This window comes from Streptomyces sp. NPDC030814 (assembly GCF_055572155.1).
The window spans coordinates 733,259-749,053 of the sequence record NZ_JBVIDX010000002.1; the positions used below are offsets into that span (position 1 = coordinate 733,259).

15 protein-coding genes and 2 pseudogenes are annotated in these 15,795 nt (G+C 69.0%); 14 read left to right on the plus strand and 3 right to left on the minus strand.

Annotated elements, in window-relative coordinates; all coding sequences use genetic code 11:
- The first annotated feature begins 162 nt into the window (after nt 1–162).
- The gene (locus ACZ43N_RS06540; protein WP_468095419.1) at nt 163–1,983 is read left to right on the plus strand and encodes an alpha-L-fucosidase; all 1,821 of its coding nucleotides are present in this window, start codon (nt 163–165) and stop codon (nt 1,981–1,983) included.
- A 527-nt stretch (nt 1,984–2,510) separates the two neighbouring features.
- Here ACZ43N_RS06540 and ACZ43N_RS06545 read toward each other — a convergent pair.
- The gene (locus ACZ43N_RS06545) at nt 2,511–3,419 is read right to left on the minus strand and encodes a LysR family transcriptional regulator (RefSeq protein WP_468095421.1); all 909 of its coding nucleotides are present in this window, start codon (nt 3,417–3,419) and stop codon (nt 2,511–2,513) included.
- Between the two features lie 189 nt (nt 3,420–3,608).
- On the opposite strand from ACZ43N_RS06545, the gene ACZ43N_RS06550 reads away from it, so the two are divergent.
- From ACZ43N_RS06550 to ACZ43N_RS06595, 10 genes and pseudogenes are all read left to right on the plus strand, one after another.
- Nucleotides 3,609–5,144, plus strand: coding sequence for a carotenoid oxygenase family protein (locus ACZ43N_RS06550; RefSeq protein ID WP_468095422.1), 1,536 nt, complete (start codon nt 3,609–3,611; stop codon nt 5,142–5,144).
- An 8-nt stretch (nt 5,145–5,152) separates the two neighbouring features.
- Nucleotides 5,153–5,809: an MBL fold metallo-hydrolase gene (locus ACZ43N_RS06555; protein ID WP_468095424.1), complete on the plus strand. Its 657-nt coding sequence runs from the start codon at nt 5,153–5,155 to the stop codon at nt 5,807–5,809.
- On the plus strand, nt 5,809–6,597 hold the full coding sequence (locus ACZ43N_RS06560; RefSeq protein WP_468095425.1) for an SDR family NAD(P)-dependent oxidoreductase: 789 nt from the start codon (nt 5,809–5,811) through the stop codon (nt 6,595–6,597). Before ACZ43N_RS06555 ends, ACZ43N_RS06560 begins: the two co-directional genes overlap by 1 nt.
- 49 nt (nt 6,598–6,646) lie before the next feature.
- Nucleotides 6,647–7,264, plus strand: a complete 618-nt coding sequence (locus ACZ43N_RS06565; RefSeq protein ID WP_468095426.1) for a carboxymuconolactone decarboxylase family protein — start codon at nt 6,647–6,649, stop codon at nt 7,262–7,264.
- Complete coding sequence (locus ACZ43N_RS06570) at nt 7,261–8,133, plus strand: fumarylacetoacetate hydrolase family protein (protein ID WP_468095427.1); 873 nt, start codon at nt 7,261–7,263, stop codon at nt 8,131–8,133. The genes ACZ43N_RS06565 and ACZ43N_RS06570 overlap by 4 nt, the downstream gene beginning before the upstream one ends.
- Nucleotides 8,130–8,978: a fumarylacetoacetate hydrolase family protein gene (locus ACZ43N_RS06575; RefSeq protein WP_468095428.1), complete on the plus strand. Its 849-nt coding sequence runs from the start codon at nt 8,130–8,132 to the stop codon at nt 8,976–8,978. The genes ACZ43N_RS06570 and ACZ43N_RS06575 overlap by 4 nt, the downstream gene beginning before the upstream one ends.
- An 11-nt stretch (nt 8,979–8,989) precedes the next feature.
- Complete coding sequence (locus tag ACZ43N_RS06580) at nt 8,990–9,775, plus strand: SDR family NAD(P)-dependent oxidoreductase (protein WP_468095430.1); 786 nt, start codon at nt 8,990–8,992, stop codon at nt 9,773–9,775.
- 44 nt (nt 9,776–9,819) lie between these two features.
- Nucleotides 9,820–11,280, plus strand: a complete 1,461-nt coding sequence (locus ACZ43N_RS06585) for an aldehyde dehydrogenase family protein (protein ID WP_468095432.1) — start codon at nt 9,820–9,822, stop codon at nt 11,278–11,280.
- 56 nt (nt 11,281–11,336) lie between these two features.
- Nucleotides 11,337–11,732: an SRPBCC family protein gene (locus ACZ43N_RS06590; protein WP_468095434.1), complete on the plus strand. Its 396-nt coding sequence runs from the start codon at nt 11,337–11,339 to the stop codon at nt 11,730–11,732.
- A gap of 513 nt (nt 11,733–12,245) precedes the next feature.
- Nucleotides 12,246–13,051, plus strand: a pseudogene (locus ACZ43N_RS06595) (SGNH/GDSL hydrolase family protein).
- A 224-nt stretch (nt 13,052–13,275) separates the two neighbouring features.
- Here ACZ43N_RS06595 and ACZ43N_RS06600 read toward each other — a convergent pair.
- Nucleotides 13,276–13,851, minus strand: a complete 576-nt coding sequence (locus ACZ43N_RS06600) for a PadR family transcriptional regulator (RefSeq protein ID WP_468095435.1) — start codon at nt 13,849–13,851, stop codon at nt 13,276–13,278.
- A gap of 118 nt (nt 13,852–13,969) precedes the next feature.
- On the opposite strand from ACZ43N_RS06600, the gene ACZ43N_RS06605 reads away from it, so the two are divergent.
- From ACZ43N_RS06605 to ACZ43N_RS06615, 3 genes and pseudogenes are all read left to right on the plus strand, one after another.
- Nucleotides 13,970–14,362: a nuclear transport factor 2 family protein gene (locus ACZ43N_RS06605; protein WP_468095537.1), complete on the plus strand. Its 393-nt coding sequence runs from the start codon at nt 13,970–13,972 to the stop codon at nt 14,360–14,362.
- 9 nt (nt 14,363–14,371) lie between these two features.
- A pseudogene (locus ACZ43N_RS06610) lies at nt 14,372–14,569 on the plus strand (transporter); the annotation flags it as partial.
- A gap of 15 nt (nt 14,570–14,584) precedes the next feature.
- Nucleotides 14,585–14,884 carry an FAD-dependent oxidoreductase gene (locus tag ACZ43N_RS06615; RefSeq protein WP_468095538.1) on the plus strand — a complete coding sequence of 100 codons (300 nt, stop codon included), beginning with the start codon at nt 14,585–14,587 and terminating at the stop codon, nt 14,882–14,884.
- Here ACZ43N_RS06615 and ACZ43N_RS06620 read toward each other — a convergent pair.
- Nucleotides 14,773–15,711: an NAD(P)H-dependent oxidoreductase gene (locus tag ACZ43N_RS06620; RefSeq protein ID WP_468095436.1), complete on the minus strand. Its 939-nt coding sequence runs from the start codon at nt 15,709–15,711 to the stop codon at nt 14,773–14,775. The two genes, ACZ43N_RS06615 and ACZ43N_RS06620, sit on opposite strands and share 112 nt — an antisense overlap.
- Nucleotides 15,712–15,795 lie beyond the last annotated feature (84 nt).

The following is a 15,795-nucleotide window of genomic DNA, read 5'->3' on the forward strand; positions in this document are numbered from 1 at the left end:
AACCGGCTGAAACTCTGGACAAGCGGGGCGGCGATGGCCGTTAATACATCCGATGTCCAACGAGGTCACTTCGAGCTCGGCGGGCATGAGCCGCCGTAGTCCGCTGTCGGTGTTGCGTGCAGACAAGCGGCCGGCATCCCTCGCGTCACCAGGAGCCGCACCATGTCTTCCGCACCCCTCAGCCGACGCTCGCTGATCAAGGCCGCCGCGCTCGCCGGCGGTACCGTGGCATTCGGTCTGCCGCAGGCCCTGTGGCCCGCCACCGCCGAGGCCTACACCGTCCCCTCGAAGATGGACTGGTGGTACCAGGCCCGCTTCGGCATGTTCATCCACTTCGGGTCGTACGCCCACCTCGGGAAAGGCGAGTGGGAGTTCAGCACGGGCTGGAGCAAGTCCGCCTGGCAGACGCAGGTCACCCAGGGGTTCAACCCGGTCAGCTTCAACGCCAACCAGATCGCCGATCTGGCCAAGAACGCCGGCATGAAGTACATCGTGATCACCGCCAAGCACCACGAGGGCTTCGGCATGTGGGACTCCAACGTCTCCGGTTTCACCGACACCACCGGCACCAAGCTGTACAACCTGCGCGACTACATCGGCTTCCAGCGGGACCTGCTGGGCGAGCTGAAGGCCGCGTGCGACGCCCGGGGCATCAAGTTCTGCCTCTACTACTCGATCCTCGACTGGAACCACCCCTCGCAGACCATCGACAGCAACTTCTCCACCATGTCGTCGATGACCGCCCGCACCAACTACATCAACGACATGAAGGCCCAGCTGACAGAGCTGATGAACGCCTACAACCCGGCCCTGCTGTGGTTCGACGGCGACTGGAGCGGCAACCCCTCCACGCCGACCCTCACCGACTGGTGGACCGCGGCCGACGGCCAGAGCCTGTACAACTGGCTGACCCAGACCTGGCCGAACGTCATCGTCAACGATCGCGTCAAGCGTTACCACGGCCTGGGAGACTACGAGGTCGCGGAGTTCGGCTTCCCCAGCGCGCCGATGAGCCGGCAGTGGGAGTACTGCGCCACCATGAACGATGCATGGGGCTACAACAAGGACAAGGAAGACGATTACCACTCGCTCCAGTACATCCTCCAGCAGATGGTCACCTGCATCTCCCGGGACGGCAACTACCTGCTCAACATCGGCCCTGATGGCGGCTTCAACGCCGACGGCTCCGCGAACGACGGCCACGTCCCACAGCAGCAGGTGAACATCCTGAACGGCCTGGCCTCCTGGATGGCGACCTACTCCGACAGCATCCACGGCACCAGCGGCAGTCCCTTCGCCACCGAGCCGTCCTGGGGCATGATCACCAAAAAGAGCGGCAAGCTCTTCGCCCACGTCTTCACCTGGCCCACGAACGGCACCCTGCAGATCCCCGCGGTACACAACACGATCAACCGCGTCTACCTGATGAACAACCCCTCCGTCTCGCTCAACTACTCGGTCAGCGGCGGCCAGATCAACGTCCAGGTGCCGACCACCGCGCCCAACGCGAACGACTCCGTGGTCTGCGTGGAGGTCACCGGCATGCCGGCCGTTCTCGCCAACGGCGTCTACACGTTCGTCTGCGCCCACAGCGGCAAGGCCCTCGACAACTCCAACACCACCCAGGACGGCAACCAGTGCGTCCAGTGGACCCCTAACAGCGGTCCCACCCAGCGGTGGACGGTCACCGACCTGGGCCACGGCTACTACAAGCTGGTCTCCGTCCACAGCGGCAAGGCACTCGACAACAACAACAGCACCTCCAACCAGACGACGGTGGTGCAGCGGACCGACCACAGCAGCTGGCAGTGGCAGCAGCACTGGGCCATCGCCGCGCTCGGCAACGGCAGGTACCAGCTCGTCAACCGGGCCAGCGACAAGGCGCTGGACAACGCCAACACCACCCAGGAAGGCAACCCGGTCATCCAGTGGACCAAGGGCACCGGCCCCACCCAGCAGTGGACCGCGACCAAGGTCGGCTGAGCACCCGGTGAACGGATGAAGGAGCCGGTCGGGGCCGCGAGAGGCCGCGACCGGCTCCGGTGGTGCGCGCACGCGGCGGTCCCCGGCTGAGCGGGCGCGACGCCACCGCCCACGAGGGATCCAAGGCTTGTGGCGCGTATGTGCGTGTTCACACGGGCCAACGGCAAGTCCACAGGTCCGGATCGACGCCGAGAGCGACTTGTCGAGGCGCTTCGACACTCGGTCAGCTGCGACGAACCCGGGCAACGAAATCCCCGGCGGCGGTGGCTCGTCGCTGCCGATACGGCTGCAACTCACCCCCGCGCCCGACCAGGAGGACGACGCGTGTGGGACACCGAGGACCACAAGACAACGCGCATTCGGCACGGCGCGCCAGGCCCGGTCGGCGGCGGCTGTCGAGACCGCGGTCGTCGTGCGGACGCGATCACCGCTGGCTGCGGAACACTGCCGCCGGAGCCAGATCGGACGTCTCGGACAGCAGCTCGTCACTGATCCCCGGACACAGTCCGAGCTCGCACTACTCGAACTCAGGTGCTCCCCCCGGGCAGGCGGGTGAGCGCGAGACGCAGGAACGCCTGCGCGGCGGGTGAGGTCGGAGCCGGATCACGGTGGACGAGGGCCAGAGGTTGGAGCGCCTGCGGGTCGTCGAGGCACAGGATGCAGTCGGCGTGATCGGCGGGGACGACCGCGTCCGCAGCCGGGCGGGGTACGACGGTCACCCCGATGCCCTCGAACGCCAGTGAGGCGAGATCACCCGCGCTGCGCAGCGCGCAGACACCTCGGCGACGGGCCCGCGCCCGATCGAAGGCGGCGTCCACCTGCGCGCGCAAGCCCGTGTCGGGAACGCATTCGAGGAAGCGTTCGTCGGCCAGCCTGCCCAGGTCGGTGACGCCGGCCCCGCGCAGCCGGTGCTGCCGGCCCACAACGGCCACCAGCGGCACCACGGTCAGCAGGTGGTAGGCGATGCCCGGGGGCAACTGGTGCTCGTGCAGGGCGACGACGGCGACCTCCAGTTCACCGGTGAGGAGCTGGGCGGTGGCGTGGACACCGTCGGAGTCGGAGAGAGTGACCTCGACTGCGGGGTATGCCTCCTGATAGTCCCGCAGCAGGCCGAGTTGGTCGATGTTCCCCGCCGTGAGCGTCACCGAGCCGATCCGTAGCCGCCCTCGCACGGGCCCGTCGAGCGAGGAGATCTCGGCGTGCATCTCCTGGACCGACTTGAGTACCCGCCGCGCGCAGGCGACGAAGATCTGCCCGGCCTGGGTCACGCGGACGCTACGGCTCGTCCGTTCGAACAGCCGGGCACCGACCTCCCGCTCGAGCTGGGTGATCTGGTGGCTGAGCCCGGACTGTCCGATGCTGCAGCGGGCCGCGGCCCGGGTGAAGTTGAGCTCGTCGGCGATGGCCACCGCGTACCCCATCTGCCGCAGATCCATCGCATTCTCCGATCGTTTCGTGCGTGTTTCAGTGTTGGACGCCGATGACGCCCCGAGGACATGATGGTCAGGAACAGCTGATCGGCTCGGTTCAAGCTTTCCCTGCGCCCCTTCTCGCAGCAGAGCGCCGCCAGCAAGGAATCAATCACATTCTTCGCTTGATCCGACCTTGCCACAGAGGAGAGAGCCATGGCCACTGCAACGACGCAGTCCGAGGGGACACCCGGGCGGCAGCCCGTGGGCACCCAGCTACCCCCGGAGACCATGCAGTTCCCGGACACGCCGAAGTTCAGGGGGTTCTTCGCCCCGTCGCGGATCGAGGCGGACGTATACGACCTGGAGGTCGAGGGCCGTATACCTCCCGAGCTGAACGGTGCCTTCTACCGTGCCGCCGCGGACACCCAGTACCCGCCGCGGTTCCCGAACGACGTGTACATCAACGGCGACGGCATGATCCACATGGTGCGGTTCGACAACGGCCACGCGGATCTGAAGACGCGCTATGTCCGCACCCAGCGCTTCCAGCTCGAACGCGCCGCCCGCCAGGCCCTGTTCGGCGCCTACCGCAACCCCTACACCGACGACCCGTCCGTCGCCGGCATCGACGACGGCAACGCCAACACCTCGATCATCTGGCACGCGGGCAAGCTGCTCGCGCTCAAGGAGGCGGCGCTCCCGTACGAGTTGGATCCGGCGACGTTGGAGACCAAGGGTGTCTACGACTTCTCCGGCCAGATCCCGGGCCGTACCTTCACCGCGCACCCGAAGCACGACCCGCGCACCGGTGAGCTGATCGCCTTCGCGTACAACGCCAGCGGTCTGCCGGACAAGCAGATCCACATCTACGAGATCTCCGCGGACGGCAAGGTCACCCGTTCCCAGACCTTCGAGGTGCCGTACTCGTCGATGGTGCACGACTGGCTGGTCACCCGGGACCACTTCGTCTTCACGATCTCGCCCATGGTCGCCGACCCGGAGCAGATGAAGACGGAGGAGCAGTACTTCGTCTGGGACCCGAACCAGGGGACCTACGTCGCGATCATCCCGCGCGACCAGGGGGTGAGCGGCATCAAGTGGTTCCGCAGCGAGCAGCTCATGGAGACCCACACCCTGAACGCCTGGACGGACGGCGACACCCTGGTCGGCGACCACTTCGTCACCAAGTCCGGCTGGTTCTCCCAGTTCCCGAAGACGACCGTCGGCCTGCTGCCCGAACTGCCGCCGATCCTGCACCGCTGGACGTTCGACCTCACCAAGGGCGCCGCCCACTGGGACGACGCCACCGACACCTACCGCAGCGAGCAGCTCCTCGCCTCGCCCGGTGACATGCCCCGGGTCGACCCCCGTGTGCTGATGGAGAAGAACCGGCACTCCTGGGTCGGCGGCATGCACCCCGATCTGCCCATGCCCGAGTTCGGTCCCATGGGCCCGCCCTTCAACTCCATCATCCACCGCGACGAAAGCACCGGTGCGACGGCCATCTGGGCCGGCGGCGAGCACGCCGCGCCCGAGGAGCCGGTGTTCGTACCGAAGTCCGCGGACGCCGACGAGGGCGAGGGCTATCTGCTGGCGCTGGTCGGCCGGCGCGACCAGATGCGGCACGACCTGGTCATCCTGGACGCTCTCGACATCGCCGCCGGCCCGATCGCCACCGTGAAGATCCCCTTCCGGCTCCGGTACGGCTTCCACGGCACCTGGGTGCCCGGCAGCGAACTGGGAAGGTGAGCACACCCATGCGACTCACCAGGTGCGGCCACGCCTGCGTCCGGCTGGAGCAGGACGGCGTCGTCATCGTCATCGACCCCGGCAATTACTCCGACCCGCACGCGCTCGACGGTGCCCACGCCGTGCTCGTGACCCATGAGCACGTGGACCACTTCGCCGAGCCCGTCCTGCGTGCGGCGGCCGAAGCCGACCCCGGCCTGCGGATCTGGGCCAACCGGTCCGTGGCGGACCAGCTCGCCGGGCTCGGCGGCGGCCGGGTCAGTGTGGTCGGTGACGGGGACGCCTTCGACATCGAGGGCGTCGGCGTGGAGGTGCACGGAGAACTGCATGCCGTGGTCCATCCGGACCTGCCGCGGGTCACCAACGTCGGCTTCCTCGTGGGAGACAAGGACACAGCCACCGTCTTCCATCCGGGCGACGCGTTCACCGTGCCCGCGCGCCCGGTGGACACGCTCCTGTTGCCCGTCCACGGCCCGTGGTCCAAGACGGGCGAAGTCATCGACTACGCCCGCGAGATCAAAGCCCGCAGTGCGTTGTCGATCCACGACGGCGGTCTCAGCGGGAGCGGGAACGCGCTGGCGGACAACATGCTGGAAATGTGCCTGAAGGACGTCGGAACCGACTACCAGCGGGTGGCGGCCGGGTCCGGAATGGAGCTCATGTGATGGCTTCGTCGACACAGACACAGAGGCCGTCCGTCGGGTGGCTGGGATTTGAGGGGCGTGGCGCGCTCGTCATCGGGGCCGGAGGACTGGGCGCCGCCTGTGTCCGGGGCCTGGCGGAAGCGGGCGCACGGCTGACGGTGGTCGACGCGGACGAGGCCCGGCTGGAGGCCCTGCGCGACGATCCGGCCTGCGCGGCCGCCGTCGTACGGACCCTCACCGCGGACCTGACGTCGTCCGAGGCGTGCGAGCGGGTGGTCGCCACGGCGGCTCGCGAGCTCGGTGGCCTGGATGTGCTGGTGCACGCCGTGGGCACGAACGACCGCCGTCCCGTGGTGGACACACCGGACGAGCTGTGGGACCGCATCCTGACCCTGAACCTGTCGACCGCGTTCTGGACCGGACGCGCCGCGGGCCGGCTGATGCGCGAGGCCGGTCACGGCAGCATGGTGTTCTTCTCCTCCGTCTCCTCCCTGCTCGCGCACCGCCATCACGGCCCGTACGCGGCCTCCAAGGGCGGCCTGGACCAGCTGGTGAAGGTGATGGCCCGCGAGTGGGCCGCCGAGGGCGTCACCGTCAACGCCGTCGCCCCGGGCTACTCGGAGACCGAGCTGACCCGCGCGTACCTGGCAAAGCCCGGCATGCGTGAGGAGCTGACCGCTCTGGTCCCCGCCGGGCGCCTGGGACAGCCGGAGGACGTGGTCGGAGCCGTGCTGTTCCTCGCCTCCGCCCGCGCCTCGTACGTCACCGGGCAGGTGCTCTACGTGGACGGCGGCCGCACGCTCGTCTGAGGCCTCGACTCCATTGGACTCCCCTGGACCTGCCTCGAAGGGAGTGCGGATGACTGCACGCCTTGCCGGACTGCTGCCCGGCGAGTTGGACGAGCAGCAGAGCGAGGTCTACCGGGCCATCACCGCAGGCCCCAGGGCTACCGGACCACAGACGTTCCCCCTCGTCGACAAGGAGGGCCGACTGCGCGGCCCGTTCAACGCCATGCTGCTCAGCCCGCCCGTCGGGCTGGCGGTCCAGGCGGTCGGGGCGGCGGTGCGCTACGAGTCGGTCCTGACCGACCGTGTGCGCGAGATGGCCATCCTGGTCGTCGCCGCCCACTGGGGGAGTGCCTTCGAGTGGGAGGCGCACGAGGCCGTGGGCCGGACGCGCGGTATCACCGAAACCGAGCTGGACGCTCTGCGCGCCGGCGGACTGCCGGACCTGCCGGACCCGGCCGAGCGGACCGCGCTGCTCGCGACCGCCGCGCTGACCCGAGCCGGTGCGCTGAGCGACAAGGAGTACTACGACACGGTGGCCGCGTGGGGAGAGCGAGGCCTCTTCGAACTCACTGCCCTGGTGGGCTACTACGCGCTGCTGGCCCTTCAGCTGCGGGTCTTCGCGGGAGAGGGCCCGGCGGATCAGGCGGAGCACCGCCACACACCACACACCGAAAATGGGAAACCATGAAACTGATCACCTTCGACGACGGCCGCGTGGGCAGGCTTGAACTGGAGGAGCGGCTCGTTCTCCCCCTGGAAGTCGCCTCGACCCGCGAGTACTTCGAGCGGGACGGCCGGGTGACGGAGACCGGCGAGCGGCTGTCGCTGGACGACGTGAAGCTGCGTGCGCCGATCGTGCCGAAGAAGTTCTTCCACACCTCCGGCAACTTCCGTGAGCACGAGGACGAGTCGAAGAACGTCGACTGGTCGCACCCCATGCACAAGGGGATCGTCTTCTTCCAGAACGTCGACGCGATCGTCGGCCCCGACGAGCCGGTGATCTACCCCGAGCACCTGACCAGCGAACTTGACTACGAGCTGGAGGTCGCCGTGGTCATCGGCAAACCCGGCAAGTTCTTCGGCGTCGACGACGCGCCCGACCACATCGCCGGCTACGTGGTCTTCAACGACATCAGCGCGCGCGACATCCAGCGCCGTGAGATGGAGTCCGGCGTCTTCTCCTTCTGCAAGGCCATCGACACCTTCTGCCCCGTCGGCCCGTACATCGTCACCGCCGACGAGATCCCGGACGCGCAGAACCTCGACATGGAACTGCGGGTCAACGGCGTGGTCCGGCAGAAGTCGAACACCAACCGCATGTCCGTCTCCATCCCGCACCTGGTCGCCTACCACTCCCCGCAGGGCTACAGCGCGGGGGACTTGATCACCACCGGCACCGTGCAGGGCGTCGCCGGCTTCAGCGGTGATCCCGACATGTACCTCAAGCCCGGTGACGTCGTCGAGGCGGAGGTCGAACGGCTCGGCGTGCTGCGCAATCCCATCGTCAGCTGGGAGCAGGGCCACGGCACGCCTGTACCGAAGAAGGTGGACTGGTGAGACTCGGCGTCATCCACGGCCGGGCCGTCGTGGTCCGCGGCGACCGGGCCGCGGATGTCGGCTGGGCCTCGCAGGGGCGGCTCTCGACCGACCCGATGGCCCTGCTGGAGCAGTGGCGATCCTTCCGCGACTGGGCCGCCGCTCTGGCTGACGAGGCGTACGACATCGAGGTGGACCCGGCGGCTCTCCAGGCCCCGGTGCCCCGGCCCCGGCAGGTCTTCGCCCTCGCCCTCAACTACCCCCCGCATGCCGCCGAGGCCGGATTCACCCCGCCCGAAGAGCCGCTGGTGTTCACCAAGTTCCCGAGCTGCATCACGGGCCCGCACACCACGGTCGAGCTTCCTGCCGGCAAGGTGGACTGGGAGGTCGAGCTGGTCGCGGTGATCGGCGTGTCCGCTCACCGCGTGCCCGTCCACCGTGCCTGGGAGACGGTCGCCGGGCTCACCATCGGACAGGACCTGTCCGAGCGTGTCGCCCAACTCCGGGGAAAACCCGCACAGTTCAGCTGCGGAAAGTCCTTCCCCGGCTTCGGGCCGACCGGTCCTGTCCTCGTCACACCGGACGAGTTCGACGACCCCGACGATCTGGGGATCACCGGGCTGCTCAACGGCGAGGTCGTCCAGCACGACCGCACCAAGTCCATGATCTTCCCGGTGCCGGAGCTCGTCGCCCGTCTGTCGGCCGTAGTGCCGCTGATTCCGGGCGACCTGGTCTTCACCGGCACCCCGGCCGGGGTCGGCAACCGGATGGACCCGCCCCGCTATCTCGCCGAGGGCGACGAACTCGTCAGCCGTATCGAGGGCATCGGCGAGCTCCGCCAGCGCTTCACGGCCGTACACCTCTGAAGGGACGTCCCATGACAGAGCAGAACACTCCCCGTCGCTTCGAAGGCCGTACCGTCCTGGTCACCGGTGCCGGCACCGGCTACGGCGCCGAGATCGCCGTACGTGCCGCCCAGGAGGGCGCCCGGGTCGCCGTCCACTACCGCAGCTCCGCGGCCGGAGCCGAGAAGACGGTCGCCCGGATCAAGGAGGTCGGCGGCGAGGCGTTCACGGTGCAGGCCGACATCGCTGTCCACGCCGATGTCATCCGCATGGCCGAAGAGGTGTTCGGCCGTTTCGGCGGCCTGGACGTGCTGGTGAACAACGTCGGTGACACGGCGGGCGACCAGATGTCCTGGCGGGAACTCACCGAGGAGTCCATCGACCACGTCCTGGCGGTGGACGTCAAGGGAACGATGCTGTGCGTCCACGAGTTCGGCTCCCGCATGCTGGAGCAGGGCCACGGCGCGATCGTCAACATCGGCTCCACCGTGATCGTGCGTGGCAGCGCCCGCGCTCCGCAGTACGCGGCCGCGAAGTACGGCCTCCTCGGCATCACCAAGTCCTACGCCCAGGCGTTCGCCCCCGCCGTGCGGGTCAACACCTTCGCCCCCGGTTTCATGGAGACCGAGATGCTCCTCAACCGTGCGGACTGGAAGTCCGGCCGCCGCGAGGAGTTGATCGCCAAGACCCCGATGGGCCGTATCCCGGGCCCCGCCGAACTCGCGGGCACCGCCCTCTTCCTCGCCACCGACGACGCCGCCCACATGACCGGCGTCTACCTCAACGCCGACGGCGGCTTCAACATGATCGGCGCCTGACCCGCAGGATGCACGCCGGCCTTAGCACACAAGGAGACGACCCCGTGCCACTTGACCGTAACCTTCTGATCGGCGGCAAGGAGACCCCGGCCGTCTCCGGCCGGACCACCGCCGACATCAGCCCTTGGACCGGCGAGCCCTGTGCGTGGGTCGCTGCCGCCGGCCCCGAGGACGTACGAGCCGCGGTGGACGCGGCGGATACCGCCTTCGCCGAGTGGGCGGCGCTCGCACCCTTCGCCCGGCGGAAGATCTTCCTGCGCGCGGCGGACCTCATGGAAGAGCGCCGTGAACAAGCCGTTGAGCTGATGGCCGCCGAGACGGGCGGAACCCGGGGGTGGGCGCTGTTCAACGTCGGGGTGGCCGCCAGTATGCTGCGCGAGGCCGCCGCGGCGATCACCGCGCCACGCGGGGACGTGCTCACCACCCAGGAGCCGGGCGGGCTGAGCCTTGCCGTCCGCGAACCCCTCGGTGTCGTGGCCGCGTTCGCGCCATGGAACGCGCCGGTCATCCTCGGCACCCGGGCGGTCACCGCCCCGCTGGCGGCGGGCAACACCGTGGTGGTCAAGGCGAGCGAGGACGCCCCGATCGCGTGCGGCCTGTTCGTCGCCGACGTGCTGCGCGACGCGGGACTACCCGACGGCGTCCTCAACGTCATCACCAACGACAAGGCGGACGCCGCGGGCATCGCGCGGACACTGATCGCGGATCCGCGTGTCCGTGCCGTCAACTTCACCGGCTCGACAGGCGTCGGGCGGATCATCGGTGCCCTCGCGGCCGAGCACCTCAAGCCGGCCGTGCTGGAACTCGGTGGCAAGAACTCCGTGATCGTGCTGGAGGACGCCGACCTCGACCACGCCGTGAACGCCGCTGCGTTCGCCGCGTTCATGAATTCCGGCCAGATCTGCATGTGCGCCGACCGCGTGCTGGTGCACACCTCGCTCGTGGGCGAGTTCACCCGGCGGTTCACCGCGAAGGTCGCCGGTCTGCCGAGCGGTGATCCGGGCCTGCCCGGCACCGTCATCGGCCCGCTGGTGGACGAAGCCGCCGCGTGGCGGGTCGCCGCCTTGGTCACGGACGCGGTCGGCAACGGCGCGCGCGTCCTGACCGGCGGTGGCAAGCCGCAGGGAGCCCTGTATCCGGCGACCGTGCTGACCGACCTGCCCGAGGCCGCGGAACTGCACCACGCCGAGGCCTTCGGACCCGTCGTCACCGTCAGGGCCTTCTCGGACGACCACGAGGCGGTGGCCCTGGCCAACGACACCGAGCACGGCCTCAGTTGCGGCATCCTCACCGAGAACGGCACCCATGGCCTGAAGGTGGCACGCCGTATCCGCACCGGCATCGTGCACGTGAACGACCAGTCGGTGGGGGACGAACCGCAGGCCCCCTTCGGCGGGTTCGCGGCCTCCGGTTACGGCCGCTTCGGCGGACGCTGGGGCATCGAGTCCTTCTCGAACACCCGCTGGGTCACCCTCTCCACCGAGCACTCCCGCTACCCCTTCTGATCCCGCCGCGTACGGCGCCTGCCCGGAGCCGTCATCACCACAACCAGGGAGTCCCTATGGCAACGTTCCGCTTCGACACCCGAGTCGCACAGGACCCCGACCGCGTCTGGGCCGTCCTCACCGACGTGAGCATGATTCCGCAGTGGTTCCCGGCCGTGCGGGAGGCACACTTCGACGGCACGCACCGCCACCTGACCACGGCCGAGGGCACGCTGAAGTCCCTCGTGGTGACGAAGAACGACGAACTGCGCCGCTTCCAGTACCGGTTCGTCGAGGGCATGCCCCAGCCCATCGACTTCCACCTGGGCACCATCGACGTGCTTCCCGACGGGGACGGTTCACGTGTGGTCTACAGCCAGGAGATCCTTCCCGAGGCCCTGGCACCCATCGTCGAGGGAGCCGTGAGCGAGGGGATCGAGGGCATTGCCCGGTACTTCGCCGCACACCCCTGACGCGGCAGGGGCGCACGAGGTGAGAGCCGGGCCGGCGGCGGTGACGCAGCAGGACACGCCGGTGCGGGCCGGGTCGGGTGACCTGGCCCGCCTCCCTGTACCAGGCGGGCCTCGGAGCCACGGGGTGGGCGACGCCGCGCTGAGCGCAAGCTGCACGCCTCAGGGGCGCACTGCCGAGGCTTTCCGCACGCGCGCTGTCGGCGTGGACTTCCGCCAGGTCACGGACGGTGAACCGGAGTTGCTGCCACTCCAGGTGCTGGGGCCGGCATCTGCCTGCAGGCGGAGACCCGCACGGCTACAGCAGGGGCGCGCTGCTGCTTGCACCCGGGTGCGCGGTGGACCAGGGCGGTGGACCGCTCTCGACGGCCTTGGCTCCTCTCAGAGGAGCGTCACTTTGCAGGAAGGTGAGCCGGTAGCTACCCTCCTATTGAACAATGCGATTAGGTGTCTAGTTGTCCATCGGCGATCGTGTGCTACTTCCATCATCAGCGTTGACGAGAGGCGGTCAGCTCCGTGTCGAGCAGTGCGTATCTGCGCTATGTCGCCTTGGGTGACAGTCACACAGAGGGGCTCGGGGACGGCGACGACGTCCGTGGTCTTCGGGGCTGGGCGGACCGGCTCGCCGAGCAGGTCGCTCGCCACAGTCCCGGCTTGCGCTACGCCAACCTCGCGGTGCGCGGCCGTAAGGCCGGTCAGGTGCGCGCCGAGCAGCTCGGTCCGGCTCTCGCGATGAGGCCCGACCTCGCCACCGTGGTGGCCGGGGTCAATGACGTGTTGCGTCCGAGCTGCGACCTCGACGAGGTGGCCGGTCATGTTGAGGCGATGTTCGCCGCCCTCACCGCGCAGGGCGCCACCGTCGCGACCCTCATGTTTCCCGACTCGGGCGTATCACGTCGTTGGCCCGCCCGATCGGTCACCGTGTTCTCGCTCTCAACGCGCGCATCCGGGAGGCCGCAGACCGCCACGGCGTAGTGGTCGCGGAGACGGCCGCGTACGCGGCGGCGACCGATCCGCGGTTGTGGAGTGCTGACCGGCTGCATGCAGGCCCGCTGGGACACGCGCGCATCGCGGCTGCCGTGGCCCAGGCGCTCCGTCTGCCGGGCAGCGACGACAAGTGGGCCCTTCCTCTTCCGGCCGCGGAGACAGATTTCTCTGCCTGGAGAGCCGTGGGTGCCGAACTGCGCTGGGCCAGCACCTTCCTCGGCCCTTGGATCGGCCGCCGCCTGCGCGGTCGCTCCTCCGGCGACGGCCGCCAGGCCAAGCGGCCGACGCTGCTTCCGGTGGCGGCGTCCGCTGGGGACACCTCCCCAGCGGTGTGATGTTCTGGCTTGCGACGACGCCGGATGCTCCTCGTGCTGAACCCTCTTCGTCGGACGGTAGTTGGACAGAGTGCAAGCCACGCAGGCCGAGCTGCCCGTTGCCGTGCTCATGGTGTCGGCCGACCCGGCCGTGGCGTAGGTCGGGGACGGGCATCCGCTCGACTCGCGAAGCGGCCCGGGCCTGAGTGCCTTCTACTGCTGACTCCAGGTGGGACCGCTGCCGGTCAGCTGTCGGCCCGAAGCGCGGCCGTGCGCTGTTCGAGCCTGCGCAGTGCCATATCTCCCCACTGGAGATTCTCCCGCTCGAAGGACATTCCGCGCAGCAGGGTGAGGTACGGGCCGATGCGCTCGGCCTCGGCGAAGTACGCCTCCTCGGAGCGCCCGTCGAGCAGACGTTGCCGGAGCCGCTCGTAGCGGGCCAGCTTGGCGGTGGCCCACTCCATGCGTTCGGCGATGGCGGTGCGGACCGCTTCCATGTCGCCCGCGTCCAGGCACTGCACCTTGACCATCAGCTCGTCCCGGATCACCGCCGGTCTGCCCAAGGGCACGGCGGTGTAGGCGTGGACGGCCTTCCGTCCGGCCTCCGTCAAGGAGAACAGTCGCTTGTTGGGGCGTCGCTCCTGCTCGACGAGGCGGGCCGTGACGAGCCCTTCAGCCTCCATGCGCTCCAGCTCCCGGTAGAACTGCTGGGGCGTCGACATCCAAAAGTTGGCCACCGTCGCGTCGAACGCCTTCGCGAGGTCGTACCCGGACGCCTCGCCCTCCAACAGTGCGGCCATCACCGCGTTCCGCAAAGCCATGGACACACGCTACGACCGCTGTGATTACTCAACGAAGTGAGTAATAGTTCCCCCGGGCCTTGCAGACAAGCCCTGAATGGCGCACCTATTCAAATTATTGACTATAAAAGGTGGACTCGTGCATCCCTTCCGCAAAGCTGTCGAGAGCGGCGACCTGGACGCCGTGGCCGCTCTGCTGGCCGACGACGTCGTCTTCACCAGCCCCGTCGCCTTCAAGCCGTACCCGGGCAAGGCCATTACCGCCGCGATCCTGCGCGGTGTGTCCCGCGTCTTCGAGGACTTGACCTACGTCCGCGAGATAGCCAACCCCGACGGCCGCGACCACGCCTTCGTCTTCACCGCCACCGTCGCCGGCAAGAAGCTCCAGGGCTGCGACTTCCTGCACTTTGACGACAACGGCAAGATCGACGAGTTCACGGTGATGGTGCGCCCGCTCTCCGCCGCCCAGGCACTCTCCGAGGCCATGGGCGTCCAGTTCGAGCAGATCGCCCGAGAGGCTGCCGAACAGTGACCGCGACATATCGAGGCGGATGTGCAAGACCTCGTCTAGGCGCACATGGAGACGATGCTGGGGGTGCGGTTCCTGGCGAGCGAGTACGTCGACTGTGTCGATGGCGGGCGGATTGACTCGCTGGGAGTCGACGAGAATTTCGCACCTGTGGTCGTCGAATACAAGCGGGGGGTCGATGCCGGCGTCATCAACCAGGGCCTGTCTTACTCGACTCTCTTCCCGGTGGCCGTACGCCGCCTGGAGCCGGCGGAGCCCTGGACCACCAGCAGGGTCACGTTGCTCGGCGACGCCATTCACGCCACGCCGCCCAGCTTCGGCGCCGGCGCCAACAGCGCGCTGCGGGACGCCGCCGCCCTGACCCGGGCGCTACGGCCGCGGCCCATGGTTCCCGAGAGCCCGCGAGCGGTCCTCTACGGCCGTGGTGGGCGCAGGACGGGGACGCTGTCGCGGAACGCGGCGGCGTGCCTGTCGATCTCCTGGGGGTCCGGCTCCAGTGAGGCGGCGCTCAACAGTTCCCGGTAGTGCTCCTCCAGCTCCGTGAGAGTGTGGACGGAGGAAGCGGTGCCGGCGGCGGAGAAGTCGACCCGGACGTCGCCGTCCTCGACGACGAAACGGCCCGCGGCCCCACAGGTGCCGCATTCGGCGCGGCCGCCGCGCAGCACGATCAGGTCGAGGTGGCACATCGGGCAGGTGCCGGGCTCCCCCAGGAAGCGGACCTCGTCGTGGGGCAGGCCGAGCTGCCGGGCAACCGCGCCGCCCAGCCGCTCGGCGCGCAGCACAGCCGCCGGGTCGGTGGCTATGCCGCCCAGGCCACCGGGGGTGGGGACTTCCACCTGGTCGGCGACGGCCATGTGCAGGGGGAAGGCCAGGGCGTGCAGAGTGGGCAGCGTCAGCGTGCGCCAGTGGGGTGACGGGCAGCCGCCCACGGCGATGAAGCCGGCCACGCGCGGCTTGAGGACCCGCGGGTCGGGGGACGTGTCGAGGCCCAGAATGCCGCGAGTCCCCTTCTGCTCGGCCCGGCCGTGTTCGCGGTGGGCGAGGGCCTCACGGACGAAGACCACGTCCGTGCGCGGACCGAAGGCGCGGTCGATGAGGAGCTTCAACGCGCCCGGTGCGCTGCGGGTGTAGGTGGGGGAGCTGACGATCACGCCGTCCGCGTCGAGCAGCCGGTCGCAGAACCAGGCCGCGTCGTCCCCGGCGTCCGCGGTGGCGGCGGTCACCAGGGACAGGTCGGTCAGCCGTACCATCTCGACGGCTGTCCCCTCGCGCGCGGCCGCGGTGAGCGCGGCCTTCAGCAGTACCTCGGCACTGCCGTCCTCCTGCCCGCAGGCAAGTCCGAGCAGACGCATCGACGACACCTCTCTGTGTTCGGGGGATGGGGACGGCCCGCCGGGCCATGCGGGCTCCGGCGGACCGGACGGGAGCGGATGGAG